Source organism: Rhizobium sp. 05N430 (assembly GCF_056396985.1).
On the sequence record NZ_JBFTMO010000002.1, the window covers coordinates 212,457 to 235,462 of the forward strand.

The window sequence follows — 23,006 nt, forward strand, 5'->3', positions numbered from 1 at the left end:
AGGCTAGCAGATGAAATTCGCAGTATCGCTGACCATGGAGCGCTTCTCGCCCGATGTTTCGATGTCGACGGCCAAGAACAACCTTCTTCATCTTGCCCGGATGGCCGACGAAGGTGGCTTCGAGGCGCTGTGGACGGCCGAACATCACACGATCGAATGCACGATCTCTCCCAATCCTTTCCAGACGCTCGTCTGGCTGGCACAGCATACACAGCAGATCCGCCTGGGCACCTCGACGCTCGTCGCTCCCTACTGGAGCCCGATCCGGCTCGCCGGTGAATCGGCGCTCTGCGATCACCTGACGAATGGGCGCCTGGAATTCGGCATCGCCCGCGGCTCCTACCAGTACGAGTTCGACCGGATGGCGGGCGGCATGCCGCAGCAGGAAGGCGTCGCCTATATGAAGGAGATCGTTCCTGCGGTGAAGAAGCTGTGGGCCGGCGACTATGCCCATGACGGCCACTACTGGAAATTCCCGACGGCGACGTCTGTGCCGAAGCCGCTGCAACAGCCGCATCCGCCGATCTGGGTGGCGGCGCGCGATCCCGGCTCGTTCGACTGGGCGATCGCCAACGGCGCCAGCATCCTCTCCACACCGCTCTCCCAGCCTGCCGCAGAAATCCAGGTTCTGGCCGACAAGTTCAACAAGGCCGTTGCCGACCATCCGGAAGTCCCGCGCCCGCGCTTCATGATGCAGCGCCGCACCTGCGTCTACGACAAGGCGGACGGCTGGGAAACCGCTGTCCAGCACAGCATGGATTACGGCCGCACCTTCGAAAACCTGATGCAGAATATCGGCAATGTGCGCGAAGGGTTTCCGGAAGCGGTTCCCTATGAGGCGGTCAAGGGCAAGGACAACTACAACCCGGACAACATCCGCAAGAACCTGATGTTCGGCACGCCGGATGAGGCGATCGAAAAGCTGCTGGTCTATGAGGCAGCCGGCGTCGATCAGTATTGTCTCGGGCTCACCTTCAATCTGCCCTTCGAGCTGCAGAAACGGACGATCGAGCTGTTCGTCAAGGAAATCATGCCCTTCTTCGCGGCACGCGAAAAAGACAAGCAGCGCAAGGCGGCGGCGGGCTGATCATGGCAGAGGCACAGCGCCATACCGTCGCAGACGTGACGCTCAACTACCGGATCGACGGCAGCGGCGATCCGCTGGTCTGCATCCACGGCGTCGGCTCCTATCTTGAGGCATGGTCGGGCGTGGTCGAGCGTCTGAAGGACAGGTTCACGATCCTGACCTTCGATTTGCGCGGCCATGGCCATTCGAGCCGGGCCAAGGGCCGCTATGAGATCGACGATTTCGTCAATGAAGCTTTGGCGCTGGCCGACAAGGCAGGTTTCTCGACTTTCAATCTCGCCGGCTTCTCGCTCGGCGGATTGATTGCACAACGCCTGGCGTTGACCCATCTCGAGCGCTTGCGCAAGCTGGTGCTGCTATCGACTGTCGCTGGCCGGACGCCGGAGGAGCGGACGCGGGTTCTCGAACGGCTGTCGGCGCTGCGCGCCGGCACGCCTGCCGACCATCACAATGCATCGCTGTCCCGGTGGCTGACCGAAGAATTCCAGGACAACAATCCGGAGGTAATCGCGACGCTTAGACAGCGCGATGCCGAGAATGATCCGGAATGCTATGCGGCGGCCTACCGCGTGCTGGCGGAAACCGACTTCGGCGGATTCCTCGATCAGATCCGCTGCCCGGCGCTGATTGCGACGGGCGAAGACGATGCCGGGTCGAACCCGCGCATGGCCCGCTACATGCACGAGCGCATTCCAGGCTCGAAGCTCGCGATCCTGCCGGGCCTCCGCCACTCGATCCTGATCGAGGCGCCGCAGACGGTTGCCGATCTGATGCGCGAGTTCCTCACAACCGGGGAGTCGAACCATGGATGAAGCGCTCAGAAAGAGTGGTGAGGCCGTCCGGCGCAAGGTTCTCGGCGACGACTACGTCGATCGCGCCATCAACGGCGCCGACAGTTTCTCGGCCCCGTTCCAGGATGTGCTCAACGAATATTGCTGGGGCACGGCCTGGACCGATGACGGTCTCGATCTCAAGCAGCGCAGCCTTTTGAACCTCGGCATGCTGGCGGCGCTCAATCGCATGCATGAATTCGGCATCCATTTCCGCGGCGCCATCCGCAATGGGCTGACCGATGACGAGCTCAGGGCGGCACTCACGCAGATCGCGGTTTATTGCGGCATTCCGGCCGGCGTCGAAGCCTTCCGGGTCGCACGCTCTATCCGCGACGAGATGCGCCAGAAAGGAGAGCTCTGACTTCCATCGATTCAAGGAAGCGACCGGCCTGCGGCTGCTTCAGATCGCCGGAAGACGAAAAGGTCTCTTCGACTTCAAGATCGCATGACGGTACGGGAATGAGCCCGGGCCAAAAACCAAGAATGACAATAAAGGGAACCATCGCATGAACAGACTGACAAAGATGACCGCCGCTGCTGCGTCGCTCGCCGTCGCGCTGGCTGCCGTGCCGGCGAATGCCGGTGCTGTGCTCGACCGCGTGCTGGCGGCCAAGGACCTGAAGGTTGCGACCGACGCCAACTGGGCGCCGCAATCCTTCATGAACGAGAAGAACGAACTCGATGGCTTCGACATCGACGTTGCCAAGGATATCGGCAAGCGTCTTGGCGTGAAGGTCGAATTCGTCACGCCGGGCTGGGACATCATCACCGCCGGCAACTGGGCGGGCCGCTGGGACATGCATGTCGGCTCGATGACGCCGACCAAGAAGCGCGCCGAAATCTTCGATTTCCCGGCCGTCTATTATTACACCCCTGCCGCCGTTGCCGTTCACAAGGACAGCAAGGCGACCAAGCTTTCCGATCTCGACGGCAAGGTGGTCGGCACTACGGCGACCTCGACTTTTGAGGCCTATGCCAAGGGCGACCTGAGGCTCGACGCTGCCGGCGCGCCTCCGTTCAAATACGAGTTCAAGCCGAAGGACGTGAAGTCCTACGCCAACTCGACCACGGCTTTCGACGACCTGCGTCTCGGTGACGGCACCCGTCTCGATGCCGTCGTGTCCTCGCTGCCGAGCATTCTCGACGCGGTCAAGGCCGGCTATCCGATCAAGCAGATCGGCGACCCGGTCTTCTACGAGCCGCTCGCCATTGCCATCGAGCATGGCGACAAGGAGTTCAACGACAAGATCGCCGAGGCCGTGAAGGGCATGCAGGCGGACGGTACGCTGAGCAAGCTTTCGGTAAAGTGGTACGGCGTGGATTATACGGTCGTAAAGTAACCGCCGCCAGAACCAGACGGTCCGGACCCCCGGACCGTCGATTTGCCGCAAGGGACAAGAGATGCTTTATCCCGATACAGTCGAGTCTGAAGTACTCGTCCATAAGCCGTGGTTCGTGGCGACACTGTTTGCCGTCGTGCTCGCCTTCTTCCTGATGTTCAATATGAGCGGCACCGCGATGGGCGAATTGATGCGCCCTGTGATCGGCGATCCCGCATCCAGCGGCATCTACGGACGTTTTGCGATCGCCTTCGTTATCGCCGTCATCTTCGTGCTCAATGTCGTGCTCATCGGTTTTGCGCCGCTGAGGGTGCAGATCGCCATCGTCTGGCTGGAACTGCTCGCTCTGTTCCTGGCCTTCTTCGCCACCTTTCATCTCAGCCTGCCGTTCATTGCCGAGAAATTGCCCTTCATGATCACGCAGGGTCTGGTGACGACGATCTACGTCTCTGCGATATCGATCGTCATCGCCTCTGCGATCGCCATTCTGGGTGCCGTCGCCAAGCTGTCGACCAACGGCTTTGCCTATGCGATCGCCAGTTTCTACACCTCGTTCTTCCGCGGCCTGCCGCTCTTGATGCAGGTCTATCTGATTTATCTCGGCCTGCCGCAGCTCGGCTTCGTCATCGACGCGGTGCCGGCCGGTATCCTGGCGCTGTCGCTTTGCTACGGCGCCTATATGACGGAGATTTTCCGGTCGGGCATCCAGAGCATCGATCGCGGCCAATGGGAAGCCTCGCGCTCGATCGGCTTCGGTTTCGGCGTCACGATGCGCAAGATCATCCTGCCGCAGGCCCTACCTGTGATCATTCCGCCGACCGGAAACCAGTTCATCTCGATGCTGAAGGATAGCTCGCTGGTCTCGGTGATCGGTGTCTGGGAACTGATGTTCCTTGCCCGCACGCTGGGACAGAAGACCTTCCAGCACATGGAAATGCTGATCTCCGCCGCCATGCTCTACTGGATCATGTCGATCTGCCTGGAGCTCATCCAATCCCGCATCGAGCGTCACTACGCCAGGAGCAAAGTCCGATGAACGGCGACAAGATCATCGAAGCGAAGAATGTGTCCAAGTGGTACGGCGCCTTCCAGGTGCTGAAGGATATCAACCTGACGGTCACCAAGGGCGAGCGCATCGTCGTCTGCGGTCCTTCAGGATCCGGCAAATCGACGCTGATCCGCTGCTTCAACCGGCTGGAAGCGCATCAGGAAGGCGATATCACCGTCAACGGCATCACCCTGCACAACAGGATGCGCAATGTCGGCGACGTCCGCAAGAATGTCGGCATGGTGTTCCAGCACTTCAATCTCTTCCCGCATATGACGGTGCTGATGAACTGCATGGTGGGGCCGATGTGGATCAAGGGCGTGCCGGCGGCGGAAGCGAAGAAGACGGCGCTGCGTTTTCTCGAGCGCGTACGCATTCCGGAACAGGCCAACAAATACCCGATCCAGCTCTCCGGCGGCCAGCAGCAGCGCGTCGCGATTGCTCGCTCGCTCTGCATGGAGCCGGCCGTGATGCTCTTCGACGAGCCGACCTCGGCGCTCGATCCAGAGATGGTCTCGGAGGTTCTGGAAACCATGACCGGTCTGGCGAAGGATGGCATGACGATGGTCTGCGTCACCCACGAAATGGGCTTTGCCCGGGCCGTTGCCGACCGGGTGATCTTCATGAATTCGGGCCAGATCGTCGAGGAGGGCAAGCCTCACGACTTCTTCACCAATCCGCAGCATGAGCGGACGAAGCTGTTCCTTAGCCAGATCCTCAAGCACTGAGGGCGGGCGTCAAGCCCGGGCGAAGCGCAGGCACATCGGCGTGCCGATGTGGATCGTCTTGCCGCTGTCGCGGAGCGCTCCGGTCTCCCGGTCACGGGTGAAAATGGTCACGACGTCGCTATCCTGATTGGCGCAAAGAAGGTGACCGCCCTGCGGGGCGATTGCCAAATTGCGCGGCGTGCGGCCACCGCAGGGCACCTGACCCTTCGGCGAAAGCCTGCCGGTTTCCGGGTCGATATCGAAGACCGCGATACTGTCATGCCCGCGATTGGCGCCGTAGAGAAACCGGCCGTCCGGCGAGATCTGCAGGTCCGACGCATAGTTGGTGCCCGTGGTCTGCGGCCGCAGCGTCGAGTGAATCTCGATCTCATGCAGCGTCCGGCGGGCAGCATCGAAGCGATAGCTCGCCACCGTGGAATCAAGCTCGTTGATGACGAAGACGAAGCGGCCGGAGGGGTGGAGCGCAACGTGGCGCGGTCCTGCACCAGGCCTTGCCGCGGTCTCGCTCACCTTCTCGAACCGGTCCCCTTCGAGAGCGTAGATCGTCAGCCGATCCGTGCCGAGATCGGCAACCAAGATCAGGTTCGGGGCGATCTCGGTGACGCTGTGCGGATGGCTGCGTTCCTGGCGGGCGGGGTTCGGGCCGGTTCCGGATTGCGCCACGCTGATCTTGCCCGGCGCCAGCGAGCCGTCGGTCCGGCGCTCGAAGGCGACAAGCGCCTGATCCGGGCCACCGTCTCCCATCGCATAGTTGACGGCGAAGAGGTGCCTGCCGTCATGCGAGATGGCGTTATGCGCCGTGGTAGCGCCCAGCGACGGCTGCATGTTCAGATGGCGGAGGCGCCCGGCCTGCCTGTCGAACGAAAGGGCGGTGACGAGGCCCTCGTACCAGCCTTCGATCTCCGAATTCGCATAGACGAGGCTGCCGTCTGCTGATGGCGTGAGGAAGGTCGGATTGACGATCTGCGGCGCTGTAGCCAGCCGCTCGGCACTCAGCGTCTCGTCGTCGAAGAGATGAACCGAAAGTCCATCGCCATTGGCACCTTCGAAATAGGAGGTCGGCTGGTTGAGCGTGCCGATGAAGAGCAGGTGTTGCATGATCGGTTCCGGCTAGAGGATCAGGATCGCCCTGAAATCGTTGACATTGGTGCCGGTCGGGCCTGTTTCGAAAAGGTCGCCGGTCGCCTTGAAGCCGGTATAGCTGTCATTGGCATCGAGAACGCGGCGCGGGTCGAGACCGGCTGCGCGCAGCCGTTTCACCGTCGCACCGTCTGCAAAGGCTCCGGCATTGTTTTCCGAGCCGTCGATGCCGTCCGTGTCGGCGGCGATGAGATGGATGTCGTGCCCGTCAAGGGCAAGGGCTGCTGCCAGCGCGAACTCGCCGTTGCGCCCGCCCTTGCCGCCTTTCGCACGCAGCGTCACCGTCGTCTCGCCGCCGGAAAGGACGACGACGGGTTTGGCGAACGGCCGGTTGCGGCCGAGCACTTCCCTGGCGATAGCCGCGTGCACCTGCGCCACGTCGCGGGATTCGCCCTCGATCGCATCCGAGAGGATCGCCGCCTCGATGCCTCCTGCACGCGCCAGTGCGGCAGCGGCCTCCAGCGAAACACCGGCCGAGGCGATGATATGGTGGCTGTTGCGGACAAAGGCCGGATCATCCGGGAGCGGCGCGTCGGCTGCCGCCGAATTGAGGTGATCGATTGCCGCCTGCGGCAATTTGAGGCCGTACTGGGCAATGATCTCAAGCGCCTCATGCCGGGTCGAGTGATCGGGCACCGTCGGGCCGGATGCGACATGGGCAGGATTGTCGCCGGGAATGTCGGAGACGATGAGGCTGACGACGCGGGCCCTGGTCGCTGCCGCCAGCCGTCCGCCCTTGATGGTCGACAGATGCTTGCGCACGACATTCATCGCCGAGATCGGCGCGCCCGAGGCAAGCAGCATCTCGTTGAGCGCAATCTCGTCCTCGAGCGTCAGCCCTTTCGGCGGAGAGGGCAGCAGCGCCGAGCCGCCGCCGCAGACAAGAGCGATGACGAGATCATCGGCGGATAGATCCTTCACCGTCTCGATCAGCCGCTTCGATGCGGCGAGACCAGCAGCATCCGGCACCGGATGCGAGGCTTCGATGATCTCGACATGTTCGGTCTCGCAGCCATAGCCGTAGCGGGTGACGACGACGCCTTCCAGCGGCCCGTCCCAGAGGCTTTCAAGTGCCCGCGCCATCTGCGCCGCCCCTTTGCCGGCGCCGATGACGACGGTCTTGCCCTTCGGCTTTTCCGGCAGGTGCGCCGCAATCCCCGTCAGGGGATCGGCGGCCTTGACGGCGGCGTGGAAGAGCGAGGCCAGGAATTCGCGGGGAGACGGGATGGAATAGGTCATGGAATGATCTGCGCTGGAAAGGATCGTCATGCGTAATCGTGCTGTGGCTGCCGTTGCAAGACGCCCTTGAGAATATCGGCCGCCTTTTCGGCGATCATCACCGTTGCCGCATTGGTGTTCGAGGAAATCAGCCGCGGCATCACCGAGCTGTCGCAGACCCTGAGGCGATCGATGCCGCGCACCTTGAGGTCCGGATCGACGACGGCGTCTTCGCCGCCACCCATGCGGCAGGTGCCAACAGGATGATAGGCAGAACGGCCGTATTGGCGGGCGAACTGGCGGTATTCCTCCTGCGTGCGGATGTTACCGTCGGGCAGATGCAGCCGTTTGACGAAGGGCCGGAAGGCCGGTTGCGAGAGGATTTCCTGGCAGATCTTGATGCCGTCGACAGCACGCTCGAGATCGTAAGGCTCTGCAAAGGCGTTGGGGTCGATCTCAGGCGGAACGGCCGGGTCCTTGGAGCGCAGCGTCACCGTCCCACGCGAGCGCGGGCGGACGTGATAGGAATTCAGCGTGCAGCCATTGCCGCCGGGTACGCCGCCGATGCCTTCCTCGACACCGGCGCCGGGCAAGAAGTGGAATTGCAGATCCGGCGTCGCCTCGGCGCGGTCGCCCCACCAGAAGCCGCCGCCTTCGACGATGTTGGATGCGACCGGACCCTTGCCGAACAGCGCGTATTCGATGCCCGCCGCCACCTGCCAATGCCGCTTCTTGTAGCGGTCGATGCCGTGTGATCCGGTGAGTTCGGCGAGAACATCGACATCCATATGGTCCTGCAGGTTCTTGCCCACCTGCGGCAGATCCCTGACAACGTCGATATCGAGCGCCCGCAATTCGTCTGCAGGGCCGAGGCCGGAGAGCATCAGCATCTTCGGGGAGCCGATGGCGCCCGATGTCAAAATGACCTCGCGCTCGGCACGCAGCAGCACCGGGCGGCCGTTTTCGATGATCTCGATGCCGACGGCGCAGCCATTTTCGATGACGATGCGGTTGACGGCCGTATCGGTGCGGACCGTCAGGTTCTTGCGGTGCGCTGCGGGTTTCAGGTAGCCGACGGCCGTGCTGCTGCGGCGCCCATTGCGGGTCGTCGTCTGGTAGAAGCCGGCTCCGGCCTGCGATCCACCATTGAAGTCGGGATTGAAGGGGAGACCCGCTTCCTGGGCGGCGCGGACGAAAACCCGCGTGAGGGCATGCGGCGTCTGCGAGCTGACGCCGAGCGGTCCTTCGGTGCCGTGATGGGCGCCGCCGAACGTGTCGTTGCCTTCGGACTTGCGGAAATAGGGCCTGACATCGTCATAGCCCCAGCCGGTGCATCCTTCGAGGTCGCGCCATCCGTCGTAATCTTCGGGGCAGCCTCGGGTGAAGACCTGGGCATTGATCGAGCTGCCGCCGCCGAGCACGCGCGCCTGCGGATAGACCATCTTGCGTCCGGCAATCTCGCGCCCGGCGACCGTCTCATAGCCCCAGATCAGCGGCCCCGCGGTCATCTTGAAGAAGCCGACGGGTAGATGGATATACATATTGCTGTCGCGCGGGCCAGCCTCCAGCAGGGTCACGGATACGTCCGGATCCTCGCTCAGGCGCGCAGCAAGCACGCATCCCGCCGAGCCGCCCCCGACGATGATGTAATCGGGCATTCTTTCCTCCGTAAAATCCAGATGAAACCGGTCGCTCCTCGTTGTCCCGGCATCAATTCGCGATCACAATCTCAAGTCTCTTGCCCCTCGTCAAGAGAAAGGGTACGGTTATCGTCTTGAAGGGTTGTCGTACAAATGTTATGACGACGTCGCTTCAGATGGAGATGCCGGGGAAACAAGGACGGCATCGCTATCTTCGTCATTCAACGGGAGGTTTTCGAATGAACGATAAGATGAATTCGCGTTTCGGCAGCATGAACCGCAGATCGTTTCTGGCGACGGTCGCAGCGGGTGCGACGGTCGCCGCCTTGCCACGGCAGCTCTTCGCCGCTGACAAGCCGACGCTTGTCACGTCCATCCGCTCTCTCTCCAACCCCTATCATGCCGTCTGGAAGACGGGTGCCGAGGCCTTCGCCTCCGCCATCGGCCTTGACCACGTCACGCTGGTTTCCGAGGGCAACAGCGAAAAGGGTATTGCTGACATCAAGGCGATGCTCGCCAAGACCGGCGGCAACATGGTGCTGAACTCCGACCCGAACGATACGCCGGATGCACGACCGATCGTCGAGGCCTGCGCCAAGGCGGGCGCTTATGTCGTGACGCAGTGGAACAAGCCGGCGGACCTTCATCCGAAGGATTTCAATCCGAACTACGTCTCGCACATCGAATTCGACGGCATCTCCAGCGGCAAGCAGATTGCCGAAATCCTCTTCAAGACGATCGGCGGCTCCGGCGGCATCATCGCGCTTGGCGGACAGATTTCCAACACGGCGGCGATCGAGCGCAAGAAGGGTCTGGAAGACGCGCTGGCTGCCAACACCAACATCAAGCTCCTGGATTTCCAGGTCGCCAACTGGAAGTCGTCGGAAGCCTACGACCTGACCAGCAACCTGCTCACGCGCTTCGGCGATGACGTGAAGGGCATCTGGGCTGCCAATGACGACATGGGCACCGGTGCACTCGAAGCGCTCCGCGCCGAAAACCTCGCTGGCAAGGTTCCCGTCGTCGGCGTTGACGGCATCAAGGCTGCGGTTGACGCGGTGCGCAAGGGCGAATTTGCCTGCACGGTCACCTCGGATCCGTTCTGGCAGGGCGGCATGGGCCTCGCCATTGGTCTGGCTGCACTCCAGAAGAAGTTCGACCCGGCCAAGGAACCGGCCGACCATCGCGAATTCTACGGCAAGGCCGTGCTGATCGCGAAGGACAATGTCGAGGAATATTACAAGACCAACATCGACTCGCATCCGACGCTGGACTGGAACGACCTTTGGGGTCGTGTGACAGGCGCCATCCGCACCTAGCGGCACCGTCTCTCCCGCAGCATCGGCTCCTCCCGAGGCTGCCTCGTCGCTGGCGGGCGCTACGGCGCCTGCCAGCTCCTCCGCATGACGCATGAGGTGCCGTCTGTTGACCATCAATGCCGAAAACATCAAGACTATGACAAAAAGCGAACAGGCAGGTGCCATGCCGACTGTTGGAAGCCGCCTGTTCAGCGGGCCGAACCTCAAGCGCTTGCGCGCCTACGCTCCGGCGCTGGTGCTGATCGCGCTCTGCATTCTCATCACCATCGCCAATCCCAATTTTATCGAGCCTCGCAACCTGGTGCGCGTTGCCAATTCCGCCGCGGTTCCGCTGACGCTCGCCATGGGCCTGACCTTCATCATCCTGCTCGGCAGTATAGACCTCTCGGTCGAGGGCTCGCTTTCGGTCGCGGCCATGGTGACCGTGCTGCTCGCCACCAATGATGCCAATGCCAATGCCTACGGCTGGCTTGCCGTCATCGCCGCGATCGCCGCCAGCACCGTCATGGGCCTGACGACCGGCATCATCCAGACCTATCTCCGAATCCCGTCCTTCATGGCGACGCTCGGTGTCTGGTTCATCGGGCTCGGCATCTCCGTCTATATGCTCGGTGGTTCCGCCGTGCGCCTGATGGATCCGTCGATCCGCGATCTGGCGCTTGCCCGCTTTCTCGGATTGCCTTTCGCCGTCTGGGTGGCGCTCGCCGCATTCCTGATTGCCTGCACCGTTCAATATTATACCCGTCTCGGCCGCCATATCATGGCGATCGGCGGGGGCGAGGATGTCGCCGAACTCTCGGGCATCAATCTCCGCCGCGTCCGCATCATGGCGTTCGGGCTGGCGGGCTTCTTCTTCGGCATTGCCGGTGTTCTTGCCGCGGCCCAGCTCGGCCGCTCCGATGCCGTCATCGCCGATGGCCGATTGTTTGCGGCGGTGACTGCCGTGGTGGTCGGCGGTACGGCGCTGACCGGCGGTGAAGGCGGCGTCATCAATACGCTGGTCGGCGTCCTGATCGTCACCGTTCTCAGCAACGGCATGATCCTGCTCGGCGTCTCGCCCTATGTGCAGCAGACCGTTCAGGGCCTGATGATCATCGCTGCCGTCGCGCTGTCGCTCGACCGCCTGCGTCTCCAGATCGTGAAGTGACCGCCATGTTTTCAGCCAACGATATCAGCAAATCCTTCGCCGGCGTTCACGCATTGAAGAACGTCTCGCTCGAAATCCGGCCGAACGAGGTCGTCGGCCTCATCGGCGAAAACGGTGCCGGCAAATCGACATTGATGCGCATCCTTGCAGGCACACATCAGCCTGACAGCGGCACGCTGATGCTCGACGGCCAGCCGCTGAAGCTGCGTAATGCGCGCGATGGCGCCGCCAACGGCATCGGCATGGTGTTCCAGGAGCAGTCGCTGCTGCTCAACATCTCCGTTGCCGAGAACATCTATCTCGGCCAGGAAAGCCAGTTCGTCCGCTTCGGCATCGTCGACTGGAAAGCGATGCGGGCAGCGGCAAAGCGCCAGCTCGACAAGATCGGCGTCGACATCGACGTGACCGCGCGCACCTCGGAACTGACTTTTGCCGCGCGCCAGATGGTCGAACTCGCCAAGGCCCTGACGCTGGAAGAAACCGTCTCGCGCCCGCTGGTCATCCTGCTCGACGAGCCGACCTCGGTTCTGAGCGGCAGCGATATCGACGTGCTGTTCAAGCGCGTGCGCTCGCTGAAATCGCGGGCAAGCTTCGTTTTCGTCTCGCACCGCCTGGACGAGGTGCTGCGCATCTCCGACCGCGTCTACACGATGAAGGACGGGCAGGTGGTGGCCGAGCATCGGGCTGCCGATGTCACCGGACCCGAACTGCACGAGATTATGGTCGGCCGCGGGCTGCAGTCTACCTATTACAAGGAAGACAAGCAGCTGCCGCCGAAGAGCGAAATCGTCGTCGATGCCAGCCGGCTGGCAATCGATGGCGCCTTTCACGATGTCGATCTGCAGATCCATGCCGGCGAGATCGTCGGTATTGCCGGCGTCGTCGGTTCCGGCCGCGAGGAAGTGACCCGCACCATCGGCGGCTTCATGACCCATACCGGCGGCACCTTGAAGATCAACGGCGAGCCGGTGCATTTCCGTACGCCGCAGCAGGCCGTCCGCAAGAGCATCGGCTATATCCCGCGCGAGCGCCGCGTCGAGGGGCTGGTGATGTTCCTGTCGATCGCCGAAAACATCACCCTTGCCGATCTCTCCTCGGTAATGCGCAACGGCGCAATCGATTATCGCCGCGAGCGGCGGCTGGCAGCCGACTGGATCAAGCGGCTGCGCATCAAGGCGCCGGGACCCGATATCGCCTGCCGGAAACTCTCCGGCGGCAACCAGCAGAAGGTGGTTCTGGCGCGCTGGATGACGGCGGGCTCACGGATCCTGATCCTCGATCACCCGACGCGCGGTCTCGATGTCGGCGCCAAGGAGGAAGTCTATGAACTGGTGCGCGATCTGTCCTCGCAGGGTGTCGCGATCCTTTTGATCTCCGACACGCTGGAGGAAACAATTGGCCTGTCGCATCGGGTGCTGGTGATGCGCGATGGCGCCGTCACGGCGCATTTCGATGCGGCGCCCGGAAACAAGCCGGATCAGGTCGATCTTGTCCGGGCGATGGTGTGAGGAGGCGATGATGGAACGTTTCAAGGATATGAAATCCCTTCTCGCCGCAGGCTGGATGCAGGGCGCCATTCCGCCCGCACTCCTCGTCGTGCTGGTCCTTGTCATCGAGGTCGCGGCTCCCGGATTCCTGACCGGCGATACGCTGATCCTTCTGCTGTCGAACACGGCGGTGCTCTTCATTCTCGCTGCCGGTGTGACCTTCGTCATCCTGATCGGCGGCATCGACCTGTCGATCCAGTCGGTGGCGTCGCTGTCGAGCGTTATCCTGGCGCAGCTTCTGCCGCAGATCGGCATGCTCGCCTTTCCGGTGGCGATCCTGTCCGGCCTGGTCTTCGGCGCGTTGAGTGGCTACGTCCATGTCCGCCTCAAGGTGCCGTCCTTCGTGGCGACGCTGGCGACAGGCGGCGTCGTCGCCGGTATCGCGTTGTGGGCCGCGGCCGGGCGGGCAATTACCATCGAGGAAGCCGGCCGTCTGAACACAGCCTGGATCAACGACAACTTTGCGGGCCTGCCGACGGTCATCTGGATTGCCGCGATCATCGGCATCCTGGCATTTTTCGGCCTCAGATATACGCGCTTCGGCCGCCACAGCCTGGCGATCGGTGCCGGTGAACCTGCGGCGATCGCTGCTGGTATCAATGTCGAGCGGACCAAGATCGTCGCCTTTGCAATCTCGGGCATGCTGGCGGCGATTGCCGGCGTGATCCTGGCTGCGCGTCTGTCGAGCGGCTCGCCCAACCTGGCCAACCAGCTGCTGCTGCCGGCAATCGCTGCCGTCATCGTCGGCGGCACGGCGATCACCGGCGGTCTCGGCGGGGTCGCCCGCACGGCTGTCGGCGCGCTGATCATCTCGATCGTGCGCATCGGCATGACTTTCATCGGCATCAACATCTTTGCCGAAAACGTCGTCTTCGGCTCGGTGCTGATCCTCGCCGTCGCCATTACCATCGACCGCAGCAAGATTGCGATCATCAAATGATGGGCCGCACGCAGACGGCGTCAGCAAACAAAAAAGGCCGCGCTCTGCAGCGCGGCCTCCGGAAGACGAAGCGGGTCTTACATCGTGTCGAGGCCGATCAGCTCGATCTTGTAGCCATCAGGATCTTCGATGAAGGCGATATGCGTGGTGCCGTGCAGCATCGGACCCGGCGGGCGCGGGATCTTGGCGCCCTGCTTCTCAAGCGCGGCGCAGACGGCATAGATGTCGTTGACGCCGAGTGCCAGATGGCCAAAGCCGGTGCCGAGTTCGTAGGGTTCTTCGCGGCCCCAGTTGTAGGTCAGCTCGATGACGGTATCGGTCTCCTCGGGACCATAGCCGACGAAGGCATTGGTGAACTTTCCGCCCGGATAGTCATCCTTGCGAAGAAGCTTCATGCCGAGCAGTTCCGTGTAGAATTTGATCGACCTATCGAGGTCGAACACACGGATCATGACGTGCATATTTCGAAATTGGCCGGACGCTGCGGTCATAGTACGGATCCTCCTGCAAGTTATCGTTTTTACACTGGTTTTTAGCGAAAGGCGAGCATTGGAAAAGATCGCCGCACTTGATGTTCGAAACCAGTGTTGTATGATAACCATGTAAGTGACCCAGTTGTCCAGATGTTTTCCCGCTTAACCGGAGCAACCGAATGAATGCCCTTCCGCCCCTCCAGGAAAGAGCGCTTGCCGCCCTCTCTGCCGCTATGCCGGCAGACCTGCTCCTGACGGAAGGCGAGGCGCTGGAGCGCTACAGCCGCGATTGGTCCGGAGAGCATTACGGCCGGCCGCTGGCCGTGGCGCGGCCGCGCTCGGCCGCTGAGCTCAGCCGCCTGATGGCGTTTTGCCATGAAGAGAAGATCCATGTCGTTCCGCAGGGCGGGCTGACCGGGCTGGTTGGCGCGGCAGTGCCGAGCTATCCGGGCGGCGAGGTGGTCGTTTCGCTGGAGCGGATGAACAAGGTACGCTCCGTCAATCCGATCGATTTCGCCATGGTCGTCGAGGCCGGCTGCATTCTCGAAGATGCCAAGCGCCACGCCGAAGCGGCCGACTGTATTTTGCCGATCACCTTTGGGGCGCAGGGCACCTGCCGGATCGGCGGCAACGTTTCGACCAATGCCGGTGGTTTCAACGTACTGCGCTATGGCATGACCCGCGACCTGGTGCTCGGCCTCGAGGTCGTGCTTGCCGACGGCCGGATCTGGAACGGTCTGCGCACGCTGCGCAAAGACAACCGTGGCTATGACCTGAAACAGCTTTTCATCGGCAGCGAAGGCACGCTCGGCATCGTCACCGCCGTGGCGCTCAAGGTGTTTCCGAAGCCGGAACAGGTGGAAACGGCGCTGGTCGGGCTGGCCTCGGTGGATGATGCCATGCAGCTTTATGCGCGGGCGCGCCGCCAGTGCAGCGACCTGCTGACGGCATTCGAGCTCATCTTGCGCGGCGGCATCGAGATTGCCATCAACGCCCGCGACGATCTTCCCGATCCCCTAAGCGAGGCCTATCCCGTTTATGTGCTGATCGAGGCTTCGGCAGCCGGACGCGTTGATCTTCGCGCCTTGCTCGAAGGATTTCTCGGCGACGCCTCCGATCTGGTTCTCGACGGCGTCATTGCCAGCAGCAAGGCGCAGGGCGACCGGCTCTGGCTGCTGCGCGAGATGATGGTCGAGGCGCAGGGCCGCGGCGGACGATATCTGAGGACCGATGTCTCGGTTTCGATCTCGAGCCTGGCGGCCTTCGTCGGCGACACGCTCGAAGCGCTGTCGCAGAAGCATCCCGAGGCGATCGCCGTCACCTATGGCCATGTCGGCGACGGCAATATCCATCTGAATATCGTTCCGCCTGTCGGCATGCCCGATGATCAGTTCGATGGCCTGTTTCATGCCACAGAAGAGGTGATCTTCGATGTCGTCGACAAGCATGGCGGCTCGATCAGCGCCGAACATGGCATCGGCCGCGTCAAGCAGGACGCCTTCCTGAAACGTGCCGACCCCTTGACGCTGGAGCTCTCGCGCCGGATCAAGGATGCATTCGACCCACGGCATCTCTTGAGCGAGGGGCGGATATTGGCAAGTGCAGATGGCATGGCAGGGGGTAGGGAATGACGCTGAAACTCGACAAGGTCAATCGGGGCCCGCATCTGTCGACGCTGGTCGCAAGTTCGATCTCGCGCGAAATCGCCCAGGGGCGTTTGAGGCCGGGTGATCAGCTGCCGACCGAGCAGCAGCTTGCGCAGACATTCGGTGTCAGTCGCAACGTCGTGCGCGAGGCGATCGCGCGGCTGCGGTCCGAGGGCCGGATCTGGTCGCAGCAGGGCCGCGGCGCTTTCGTCGCCGACCAGCCGAATGCCACGACATTGACGATCGACTACGAAGCCCTGCAGCAGGCTGCGGCCTTCCAGTCGCTGTTCGAACTGCGCGGCATTCTCGAAGTCGAGGCGGCGGCCCTTGCCGCCAAGCGCCGGACCGGCGACGACCTGACGGCGATGAAGGATGCGCTGGTGACGATGCGTGATGCACCCTACGGCAGCGTCATGTGGCTTAAGACCGATCTCGAATTCCATAAAACCGTCGCTGCGGCGACGGGCAATCTCTACATGGTCCAATTCCTGATGTTCGTTTCCGAGCGGGTGCGCGAAAGCATTCTGGCCTCCGGCAACCAGCAGCGTTCCGAAGATCTGGCGGCCGTGACCCTCGGCGAGCATCAACGCATTCTCGATGCCATCGAAGCGGGCGACGGCGACGAAGCCCGTGATGCCATGCGGGCGCACCTCCATGGTGCCGCAAACCGCGTCGGGCTGGCCGGAGAACAACCCGAATAATCTGTTGAGGACATGACATGACTGGAAGACTTGAGGGAAAAACCGCTGTCGTGACGGCAGCCGGGCAGGGGATGGGACGTGCCACGGTGCTCGCCTTCCTGCGTGAAGGCGCGCGCGTCTGCGCCACCGATATCGATGCCGCAAAGCTCGATACGCTGCGCGATCAGGCGGGCGTTAGCGCACGCAAACTCGATGTGCTGAACCCGGCGGAGATCAGCGCCTTCGCCAAGGAGATCGATGCGCCGGACATTCTCTTCAACTGCGCCGGTTTCGTGCATCACGGCTCGATACTCGATTGCGACGAGGATGCCTTCGACTTTTCCGTCAACCTGAACATCCGCGCCATGTACCGGATGATCCGCGCCTTCCTGCCGGGCATGATCGCCCGCGGCGGCGGCTCGATCGTCAACATGGCGTCTGTTGCCTCGACCGTCATCGCTGCGCCGAACCGGTTCATCTACGGCACCACCAAGGCTGCGGTGATCGGGCTGACGAAATCGGTGGCGCTCGATTATGTCGGCCAGGGCATCCGCGCCAACGCGATCTGCCCCGGCACCGTCGAAAGCCCGTCGCTGCAGGACCGCATGCGGGCGCTCGGCGATTACGATCAGGCCCGCGCCAGCTTCATCGCCCGCCAGCCGATGGGACGCCTCGGTACGCCCGAGGAAGTCGCCGACCTCGTCGTCTACCTCGCCAGCAAGGAATCGGCCTTCATGACCGGCAATGCCATCGTCATCGATGGCGGCTGGGCGAACGCCTGAAGACACATCTTGAAAAACGGACAATCGATATGAAGCTTCTGAGATACGGTGAGCGCGGCGCCGAAAAGCCCGGCATTCTCGACAGGAACGGCAAGGTCAGGGACCTCAGCGGTCATGTCGGCGACATATCAGGTGACAGCCTGACGGCTGCGGGTCTGGCAAAAATCGCCGCGATCGACATCGAGAGCCTGCCCCTCGCTGCCGAGACCGGCCGGTATGGCCCCTGCGTCTCGCGCACCGGCAAGTTCATCTGCGTCGGCCTGAACTATGCAGACCACGCTGCCGAGACCGGTGCGGCCATTCCCGAAGAGCCGATCCTGTTCATGAAGGCCACCAGCGCCATCACCGGCCCGAACGACAACGTCATCATCCCGCGCAAGTCGAAGAAGACCGACTGGGAAGTCGAGCTCGGCATCGTCATCGGCGACGAGGCCCGCTATGTTTCGGAAGCCGACGCGATGAAACATGTTGCCGGCTACTGCCTGATCAACGACGTTTCGGAGCGCGAATTTCAGGCCGAGCGCGGCGGGCAGTGGACCAAGGGGAAGTCGGCCGACAGCTTTGGCCCAATCGGCCCATGGATGGTAACGCGCGACGAGATCGCCGATCCGCAAGACCTGAAGATGTGGCTGTCCGTCGATGGCACGATGCGCCAGAACGGCTCGACGAAGACGATGATCTTCGGCGTCTCCTTCCTCGTTCACTACATCTCGCAGTTCATGAGCCTGCAGCCGGGCGATATCATCTCGACGGGCACGCCGCCGGGCGTCGGCCTCGGCATGAAGCCGCCGCTGTTCCTGAAGGCCGGGCAGACGATAAAGCTCGGCATCGACGGTCTCGGCGAGCAGACGCAGCTGACTGTGGACGCTGCCTGAGAAAGCCTCGGGGAGCCGCTCGACGGCTCCCTGATCAGCGAAGCTTCATGACACCAAGCATGCGGAGCACCGCGCAGGCGGCGCCGTAGCCGTTGTCGATATTGGTGACGACGATGCCCGGCGCGCAGCTGGCCAGCATGGCGTTGAGTGCGGTGCGGCCCTCTTCGGCCGCGCCATAGCCGACCGAGGTCGGCACGCAGATCAGGCTGCCGCCGTACAGACCGCCGAGAACGCTTGCGAGCGCCGCGTCCATGCCGGCAACGGCGATGACCACGGGAAAGCGGCGGATCTCCTCGATCCTGTCCATCAGCCGCCAGAGCCCGGCAACCCCGACATCGATGATGACGGATGCCTCGACGCCTGCGTGGCGAAGGGTCCGCTCGGCTTCCCGGGCGGCCGGTGCGTCCGAGGTTCCGGCTGCGACGATCGCGACGGTTTGGGTCAAGGATACCGGCGGAACCGGGCCGAAAAATGCGGTTTGCGACAGCGGGCACCAGTCCGTGGCGGGCTTCAATTCACTCGGGAGCGCCGCGAACTTCTGGTCGTCGAGGCGCGTGAGCAGCAGACCGGCATCCCGCTCGCTGGCGCTTCGAAGGATCGCCGCAATCTGCTGCGGCGTCTTGCCCGCACAGAATACGGCTTCGCTGAGGCCGATGCGCTCGGCCCGGGCGAAATCGAAGACGGCATCGCCGGTCATGGCCTGGCACCGACGAAAGCGCTGCCATTGCGGTATGGCTCGAAGGTCAGCGGACCGTTCCTGTAGGCGCCGGGCAGCATGCCGCGCAGGTCGTTGCCGACGTCGTTCATTGCCGTTGCCAGTGCCAGCGCATCGCGATCAAGCTCGATGGCGATGCCGCTGCGCCTGATGCGGCAGCGGACGGTTTGAGGTCTGAGCGTCTCGGTCAGGAACGTCTCGATCCGGTGCACGGCCTCCAGCATTTCCGGCTCGATGGCGATCGTGGTTTCGATCCGGCTGGAGAGGCAGGGGGAGGCCGGCAGCTCCGACAGCGCGCCGAGGCCCGCGTCGCGCGCCAGCTGGCGCACAGCCTGCTTGCCGATACCGGCCTCGACGAAGGGATGGCGGACGGAGAAATTCTTGGCCGCCTCAAGCCCCGGCCGGTACTCGCCGAGATCGTCGAGATTGGTCCCCGACAGCAGCTGACGGTTCGACCGGGCGGCGATGGCACCGTAGAGATTGCCCTTGCAGAAGAAGCAGCGGTTGACGGGGTTCCGGAGATAATCCGGATCGGATAATTCGCCGGCATCGATAATCTCGAGGTCAAAGCCCTCGCTGTCCGCCAGCATCCTGACGCGTTCGGTGGCCTCTCCGGGGACCGCCGCCGAGACCGCGTGCATGATGTTGACGCGTGCGGGTCCGAGAAGCCGGGTTGCAATGACCGCCAGCGTCAGCGAATCGATACCGCCGCTGACCGCGATCGAGACGTCGCCGAGCGAGGCGAGACATTCCTCCAGAGCCTTTCTCACAACAGGTCTCCTCTCTTTTGTTTCAACAGCCCCTCCAGAAGACTCCTCAGGCTGTTGCGTGCCGCGACACCCGGGGTGGATGTCAGGTTGTCGGCTTCGAGCTTGGCGGTGCGGCCCGAGGGGCGGTCGACGAGCTTGAAGGCGTAGATCTTTCCTGCGTGCTCGACCGTTTCCTGCTCGCGGCTCAGCGTCATCCGCTCAGCCGTCGTGGCGCGCACGCCGATGGTTGTCGTTTCGTCGAGCATGGCGGCGGCGACATCCCTGCTTTTCGATGGGTCGGCAAGCACCCGGAGATGGGTCATCATCCGGCCCTTCTTGCCGAAGACCGGCATCTGGACGACGTCGCGCACATCCGGCCGGTTACGCAGCCGGTCGACGGCCTGGGCGATGTCTTCGCCAGTCTGGTCGTCGATCTCGCATTCGAGCACCGCCACCGTGCCGTTGAAGCCTGATACCTCGTCGCGGCGCTCGAAGGCCAGGAGCCGCAGGCAGTTGCTGATGCCGGGGAGCGGCTTGGTGCCGAAGCCATGGCTTGATGCCTTCAGGACCCTTCGGCCGGGTGCGGTCTTTGTCCCGCAAAGATAAGCAAGGATAGCGGCACCCGTTGGCGTCACGCGCTCGCCGCCGATCCCGTCATCGATGACATCGAAATCCTTTAGCAGGTGCACGGTCGCCGGCGCCGGAACCGGGAGCAGTCCATGCGAGGTCTTCACCCGGCCGCTTCCGAGCGGGACCGGACCAACGCTCCAATGCGCTGCGCCGAGTTGCGTTATCAGCCAGGCGGCAGAGACGATGTCGGCGATCGAATCCCAGGCGCCAACCTCGTGAAAGGCAATGTCTTCGGGTGTCGTGCCGTGGACCTTGGCTTCGGCTTCCGCCAGCTTTTCGAAGATGCCGGTCGCGTGGCGGATGGTGTCTCCGCCGAGCGCCGAACGGCTCAGGGCATCGCGGATGTCCCGCCAGGCGACGTGATGGTGATGCCCTGCATGGCTGTGATCGTGCTCCGCATGACCGTGATCATGATGATGGTGGCCGTGATGGTCATGATGATGGTGATCATGCGGGTGATCCGTCCCATGCTCAGTATGATGCACCTTGAAGCGGCTGCCGGTCAGCACGCCGTCGTGATGCGCCACAAGTTCGCACCCGACGTCTTCGATCAGCGGGCAGCGTTTCAGCGCCGCCTGCAAGCCGGTATTCAGGTCCGGCCTGAGATCGAGCAGGGCTGCGACGAACATGTCGCCTGCAATGCCGCCGACGGGGTCGAGGTGAATTTCCAGCACGGTCATCCGCCCTGTTTTCCGTCCGCTGCTTCAGTCAGCGAGACACCGTTTGCAGCCGCGATGACATCCGAAAGGGCCGGCACGAAGGATTGGCCATGGCCAGCGGCGACCGCCGTCGCAAAGCTGTTGCGCACGGCTGCGCCGACCGGATTTACCGCCTGAAGCGCTTGGGCCAGCGATGCCAGATAGGACATGTCCTTCAATGCGTTGGCCATGGCAAAGCGCTGAGCGTTTTCGTTGCGGTTCAACACGAATTCGAAGAAGGCCTGGTAGAAACCGCAATCCATGCGGCTGCCGCGCAGCACGCTGTCGAATACCTGAGGCGTCAACCCGGCCTTCGCGGCGATCATCAATGCTTCCGAATAGATCGCCGAGTAACCCATCGACACGAAGTTGTTGAGCAGCTTCATCGTGTGCCCGGTGCCAGCAGGGCCGGTCTCGATGATGCGGGCGGCGAAGGCTTCGAGGATCGGCCGGGCGCGGGCAATGCCATCGGCAGAGCCTCCCGCCATCACATCCAGCTTGCCTTCGGCTGCTTCCTTCGGCGTTCTGGCGAGTGGCGCATCGACGAGCGTGATGCCCTGCTCGGAAAGTTCGGCAGCGAGCTTGATCGTCACGGCGGGGTTGGAGGTCGAGCAGTCGATCAAAAGCATCCGCCTTCCGGAGGCGAGCAGGCCATCTGGACCGGACAGGAGTTGCTGAACTTCCTCGGAACCGGTGACGCAGAGCACCACCACATCCGATGCCAGCGCCAGTGCCTTGGGCGTCGCCGCTTCGCTGGCGCCCTGCGCCTTCAACTGCTCGACGGCCTCGCGCTTTCTGTGGGCCATGACGGTCAGCGGCCAGCCTTTCGACAGCAGATTGGCCGCCATGCCTGATCCCATTGCACCGAGACCGATGAAGCCGATTTTCTCTTTCATTCTTTCCTCCCCGTTCGTTCTGGTTATCCCCGCCGGGCGGGCTTTTGCTTTTTGTGCTGGTATGCGGTAGCAACGGCATTATTCCCCGGCCGCCGCCTGACGGCGAGAATGGACGTCGCGACAGCATGAAGGACAGGGACAACGCCGTTTTCAACACCATCCCGCAGACGCCGAATCTGCGCAGCGGGCTGGCTGACAGCCTGATCGCCCAGATCGAGTCCGGCGATCTGAAGCCCGGCCAGCGGCTGCCGACCGAGCAGGCGATCATGGAAGCGACGGGCGTCAGCCGCACGATCGTGCGTGAGGCGCTTGCGACGTTGCGTGCGAAAGGCTTGATTACGACCCGCCAGGGGCTCGGCGCCTTCGTTTCCAACGATCCGACGCCGCGTTCCTTTTCGATCATCCCCAACGATCTGGAATCGATCGACGAGGTGCTGCGGGTTCTCGAATTGCGCCTCGGCATCGAATATGAGGCTGCCGGTCTCGCGGCGCTCCGGCGCACGCCGGAGGATATCGTCCGCATGCAGGACCGGCTCGATGCGCTGGACCGGGCGATAGCCGAAGGCGGCTATGGCGCCGAGGAAGACTTTGCCTTCCATCGCTCGATCCTCGTTGCGACGCAGAATTCCTATTACGGACGGCTGTTCGACACGTTCGGCAATGCGATGGTGCCGCGCCAGTGGGCCCGGCTCGACAAGATGACGGCGGCCGGGCGCGAGCAGCATGCCGAGCGGATGCGCAAGGAGCACCATGCGATTTTCGCCGCGATCCGCGACGGCAACGAAGCGGCCGCCCGCAAGGCGCTGCGCAATCACCTGTCGAAGAGCACCGCGCGCTTCGAAGAGTTGCGCGACGCCAACCTTCATCGTTAAGCA

General features: G+C 62.9%; 23 protein-coding genes. 15 read left to right on the forward strand and 8 right to left on the reverse strand.

Annotated elements, in window-relative coordinates:
* Positions 1-10 precede the first annotated feature (10 nt).
* The 6 genes from AC1DJO_RS04860 to AC1DJO_RS04885 all read left to right on the forward strand — a co-directional run bounded on the left by AC1DJO_RS04860 (position 11) and on the right by AC1DJO_RS04885 (position 5,036).
* A complete protein-coding gene (locus AC1DJO_RS04860) occupies positions 11-1,087 on the forward strand; it encodes an LLM class flavin-dependent oxidoreductase (RefSeq protein WP_112388752.1) in 1,077 nt (358 codons plus the stop codon).
* Between the two features lie 2 nt (positions 1,088-1,089).
* On the forward strand, positions 1,090-1,899 hold the full coding sequence (locus AC1DJO_RS04865; protein ID WP_112388751.1) for an alpha/beta fold hydrolase: 810 nt from the start codon (positions 1,090-1,092) through the stop codon (positions 1,897-1,899).
* Positions 1,892-2,281 carry a carboxymuconolactone decarboxylase family protein gene (locus tag AC1DJO_RS04870; protein ID WP_112388750.1) on the forward strand — a complete coding sequence of 130 codons (390 nt, stop codon included), beginning with the start codon at positions 1,892-1,894 and terminating at the stop codon, positions 2,279-2,281. Before AC1DJO_RS04865 ends, AC1DJO_RS04870 begins: the two co-directional genes overlap by 8 nt.
* Positions 2,282-2,426: 145 nt before the next feature.
* A complete protein-coding gene (locus tag AC1DJO_RS04875) occupies positions 2,427-3,260 on the forward strand; it encodes a transporter substrate-binding domain-containing protein (RefSeq protein WP_112538246.1) in 834 nt (277 codons plus the stop codon).
* Positions 3,261-3,321: 61 nt separating this feature from the next.
* A complete protein-coding gene (locus AC1DJO_RS04880; RefSeq protein WP_112388748.1) occupies positions 3,322-4,296 on the forward strand; it encodes an amino acid ABC transporter permease in 975 nt (324 codons plus the stop codon).
* A complete protein-coding gene (locus AC1DJO_RS04885; RefSeq protein WP_112388747.1) occupies positions 4,293-5,036 on the forward strand; it encodes an amino acid ABC transporter ATP-binding protein in 744 nt (247 codons plus the stop codon). Before AC1DJO_RS04880 ends, AC1DJO_RS04885 begins: the two co-directional genes overlap by 4 nt.
* A 9-nt stretch (positions 5,037-5,045) precedes the next feature.
* Here AC1DJO_RS04885 and AC1DJO_RS04890 read toward each other — a convergent pair whose 3' ends face one another.
* From AC1DJO_RS04890 to AC1DJO_RS04900, 3 genes are read right to left on the reverse strand one after another with little or no spacing between them, the layout of a single operon-like run.
* A complete protein-coding gene (locus tag AC1DJO_RS04890) occupies positions 5,046-6,134 on the reverse strand; it encodes a lactonase family protein (protein WP_112388746.1) in 1,089 nt (362 codons plus the stop codon).
* A 12-nt stretch (positions 6,135-6,146) separates the two neighbouring features.
* Complete coding sequence (locus AC1DJO_RS04895; RefSeq protein ID WP_112389042.1) at positions 6,147-7,415, reverse strand: glycerate kinase type-2 family protein; 1,269 nt, start codon at positions 7,413-7,415, stop codon at positions 6,147-6,149.
* Between the two features lie 26 nt (positions 7,416-7,441).
* Positions 7,442-9,052 carry a GMC family oxidoreductase gene (locus AC1DJO_RS04900; RefSeq protein WP_112388745.1) on the reverse strand — a complete coding sequence of 537 codons (1,611 nt, stop codon included), beginning with the start codon at positions 9,050-9,052 and terminating at the stop codon, positions 7,442-7,444.
* A gap of 221 nt (positions 9,053-9,273) precedes the next feature.
* On the opposite strand from AC1DJO_RS04900, the gene AC1DJO_RS04905 reads away from it, so the two are divergent.
* The 4 genes from AC1DJO_RS04905 to AC1DJO_RS04920 all read left to right on the forward strand — a co-directional run bounded on the left by AC1DJO_RS04905 (position 9,274) and on the right by AC1DJO_RS04920 (position 13,987).
* Positions 9,274-10,353 carry a sugar ABC transporter substrate-binding protein gene (locus tag AC1DJO_RS04905; RefSeq protein WP_112388744.1) on the forward strand — a complete coding sequence of 360 codons (1,080 nt, stop codon included), beginning with the start codon at positions 9,274-9,276 and terminating at the stop codon, positions 10,351-10,353.
* 106 nt (positions 10,354-10,459) lie between these two features.
* Positions 10,460-11,500: an ABC transporter permease gene (locus AC1DJO_RS04910; RefSeq protein ID WP_003592569.1), complete on the forward strand. Its 1,041-nt coding sequence runs from the start codon at positions 10,460-10,462 to the stop codon at positions 11,498-11,500.
* A 5-nt stretch (positions 11,501-11,505) separates the two neighbouring features.
* The gene (locus tag AC1DJO_RS04915) at positions 11,506-13,008 is read left to right on the forward strand and encodes a sugar ABC transporter ATP-binding protein (protein ID WP_112388743.1); all 1,503 of its coding nucleotides are present in this window, start codon (positions 11,506-11,508) and stop codon (positions 13,006-13,008) included.
* A 10-nt stretch (positions 13,009-13,018) separates the two neighbouring features.
* Positions 13,019-13,987, forward strand: coding sequence for an ABC transporter permease (locus tag AC1DJO_RS04920; protein WP_112389041.1), 969 nt, complete (start codon positions 13,019-13,021; stop codon positions 13,985-13,987).
* 77 nt (positions 13,988-14,064) lie between these two features.
* Here the strand turns inward: AC1DJO_RS04920 and gloA are convergent, their stop codons facing one another.
* Positions 14,065-14,478 (reverse strand): lactoylglutathione lyase, encoded by a 414-nt coding sequence (gene gloA, locus AC1DJO_RS04925; RefSeq protein ID WP_003592575.1) that lies wholly within the window; start codon positions 14,476-14,478, stop codon positions 14,065-14,067.
* Between the two features lie 161 nt (positions 14,479-14,639).
* Here gloA and AC1DJO_RS04930 point away from each other — a divergent pair, with 161 nt between their 5' ends.
* The 4 genes from AC1DJO_RS04930 to AC1DJO_RS04945 are packed head-to-tail and all read left to right on the forward strand — an operon-like array spanning position 14,640 to position 18,443.
* Complete coding sequence (locus tag AC1DJO_RS04930) at positions 14,640-16,091, forward strand: FAD-binding oxidoreductase (protein WP_112388742.1); 1,452 nt, start codon at positions 14,640-14,642, stop codon at positions 16,089-16,091.
* Positions 16,088-16,807 carry a FadR/GntR family transcriptional regulator gene (locus tag AC1DJO_RS04935; protein WP_112388741.1) on the forward strand — a complete coding sequence of 240 codons (720 nt, stop codon included), beginning with the start codon at positions 16,088-16,090 and terminating at the stop codon, positions 16,805-16,807. Before AC1DJO_RS04930 ends, AC1DJO_RS04935 begins: the two co-directional genes overlap by 4 nt.
* A gap of 17 nt (positions 16,808-16,824) precedes the next feature.
* The gene (locus AC1DJO_RS04940; RefSeq protein WP_112388740.1) at positions 16,825-17,568 is read left to right on the forward strand and encodes an SDR family oxidoreductase; all 744 of its coding nucleotides are present in this window, start codon (positions 16,825-16,827) and stop codon (positions 17,566-17,568) included.
* Positions 17,569-17,597: 29 nt separating this feature from the next.
* On the forward strand, positions 17,598-18,443 hold the full coding sequence (locus AC1DJO_RS04945) for a fumarylacetoacetate hydrolase family protein (protein ID WP_112388739.1): 846 nt from the start codon (positions 17,598-17,600) through the stop codon (positions 18,441-18,443).
* 34 nt (positions 18,444-18,477) lie between these two features.
* Here the strand turns inward: AC1DJO_RS04945 and larB are convergent, their stop codons facing one another.
* From larB to AC1DJO_RS04965, 4 genes are read right to left on the reverse strand one after another with little or no spacing between them, the layout of a single operon-like run.
* A complete protein-coding gene (larB, locus tag AC1DJO_RS04950) occupies positions 18,478-19,140 on the reverse strand; it encodes a nickel pincer cofactor biosynthesis protein LarB (RefSeq protein ID WP_112388738.1) in 663 nt (220 codons plus the stop codon).
* Complete coding sequence (gene larE, locus AC1DJO_RS04955; RefSeq protein WP_112388737.1) at positions 19,137-19,928, reverse strand: ATP-dependent sacrificial sulfur transferase LarE; 792 nt, start codon at positions 19,926-19,928, stop codon at positions 19,137-19,139. Before larE ends, larB begins: the two co-directional genes overlap by 4 nt.
* A complete protein-coding gene (gene larC, locus AC1DJO_RS04960; protein ID WP_405049564.1) occupies positions 19,925-21,211 on the reverse strand; it encodes a nickel pincer cofactor biosynthesis protein LarC in 1,287 nt (428 codons plus the stop codon). Before larC ends, larE begins: the two co-directional genes overlap by 4 nt.
* A gap of 2 nt (positions 21,212-21,213) precedes the next feature.
* Entirely contained in the window at positions 21,214-22,158 is a 945-nt protein-coding gene (locus AC1DJO_RS04965; RefSeq protein WP_310291263.1) for an NAD(P)-dependent oxidoreductase, read from the reverse strand.
* A 98-nt stretch (positions 22,159-22,256) separates the two neighbouring features.
* Between AC1DJO_RS04965 and AC1DJO_RS04970 the strand changes: the two genes are divergently transcribed.
* A complete protein-coding gene (locus AC1DJO_RS04970) occupies positions 22,257-23,003 on the forward strand; it encodes a FadR/GntR family transcriptional regulator (protein ID WP_112388735.1) in 747 nt (248 codons plus the stop codon).
* Positions 23,004-23,006 lie beyond the last annotated feature (3 nt).

Bases quoted from the DNA above. Each gene is read 5' to 3' on its own strand.
- AC1DJO_RS04860 (WP_112388752.1), top strand. From the start codon at position 11: ATGAAATTCGCAGTATCGCTGACCATGGAGCGCTTCTCGCCCGATGTT.
- AC1DJO_RS04865 (WP_112388751.1), top strand. From the start codon at position 1,090: ATGGCAGAGGCACAGCGCCATACCGTCGCAGACGTGACGCTCAACTAC.
- AC1DJO_RS04870 (WP_112388750.1), top strand. From the start codon at position 1,892: ATGGATGAAGCGCTCAGAAAGAGTGGTGAGGCCGTCCGGCGCAAGGTT.
- AC1DJO_RS04875 (WP_112538246.1), top strand. From the start codon at position 2,427: ATGAACAGACTGACAAAGATGACCGCCGCTGCTGCGTCGCTCGCCGTC.
- AC1DJO_RS04880 (WP_112388748.1), top strand. From the start codon at position 3,322: ATGCTTTATCCCGATACAGTCGAGTCTGAAGTACTCGTCCATAAGCCG.
- AC1DJO_RS04885 (WP_112388747.1), top strand. From the start codon at position 4,293: ATGAACGGCGACAAGATCATCGAAGCGAAGAATGTGTCCAAGTGGTAC.
- AC1DJO_RS04890 (WP_112388746.1), bottom strand. From the start codon at position 6,134: ATGCAACACCTGCTCTTCATCGGCACGCTCAACCAGCCGACCTCCTAT.
- AC1DJO_RS04895 (WP_112389042.1), bottom strand. From the start codon at position 7,415: ATGACCTATTCCATCCCGTCTCCCCGCGAATTCCTGGCCTCGCTCTTC.
- AC1DJO_RS04900 (WP_112388745.1), bottom strand. From the start codon at position 9,052: ATGCCCGATTACATCATCGTCGGGGGCGGCTCGGCGGGATGCGTGCTT.
- AC1DJO_RS04905 (WP_112388744.1), top strand. From the start codon at position 9,274: ATGAACGATAAGATGAATTCGCGTTTCGGCAGCATGAACCGCAGATCG.
- AC1DJO_RS04915 (WP_112388743.1), top strand. From the start codon at position 11,506: ATGTTTTCAGCCAACGATATCAGCAAATCCTTCGCCGGCGTTCACGCA.
- AC1DJO_RS04920 (WP_112389041.1), top strand. From the start codon at position 13,019: ATGGAACGTTTCAAGGATATGAAATCCCTTCTCGCCGCAGGCTGGATG.
- gloA (WP_003592575.1), bottom strand. From the start codon at position 14,478: ATGACCGCAGCGTCCGGCCAATTTCGAAATATGCACGTCATGATCCGT.
- AC1DJO_RS04930 (WP_112388742.1), top strand. From the start codon at position 14,640: ATGAATGCCCTTCCGCCCCTCCAGGAAAGAGCGCTTGCCGCCCTCTCT.
- AC1DJO_RS04935 (WP_112388741.1), top strand. From the start codon at position 16,088: ATGACGCTGAAACTCGACAAGGTCAATCGGGGCCCGCATCTGTCGACG.
- AC1DJO_RS04940 (WP_112388740.1), top strand. From the start codon at position 16,825: ATGACTGGAAGACTTGAGGGAAAAACCGCTGTCGTGACGGCAGCCGGG.
- AC1DJO_RS04945 (WP_112388739.1), top strand. From the start codon at position 17,598: ATGAAGCTTCTGAGATACGGTGAGCGCGGCGCCGAAAAGCCCGGCATT.
- larB (WP_112388738.1), bottom strand. From the start codon at position 19,140: ATGACCGGCGATGCCGTCTTCGATTTCGCCCGGGCCGAGCGCATCGGC.
- AC1DJO_RS04970 (WP_112388735.1), top strand. From the start codon at position 22,257: ATGAAGGACAGGGACAACGCCGTTTTCAACACCATCCCGCAGACGCCG.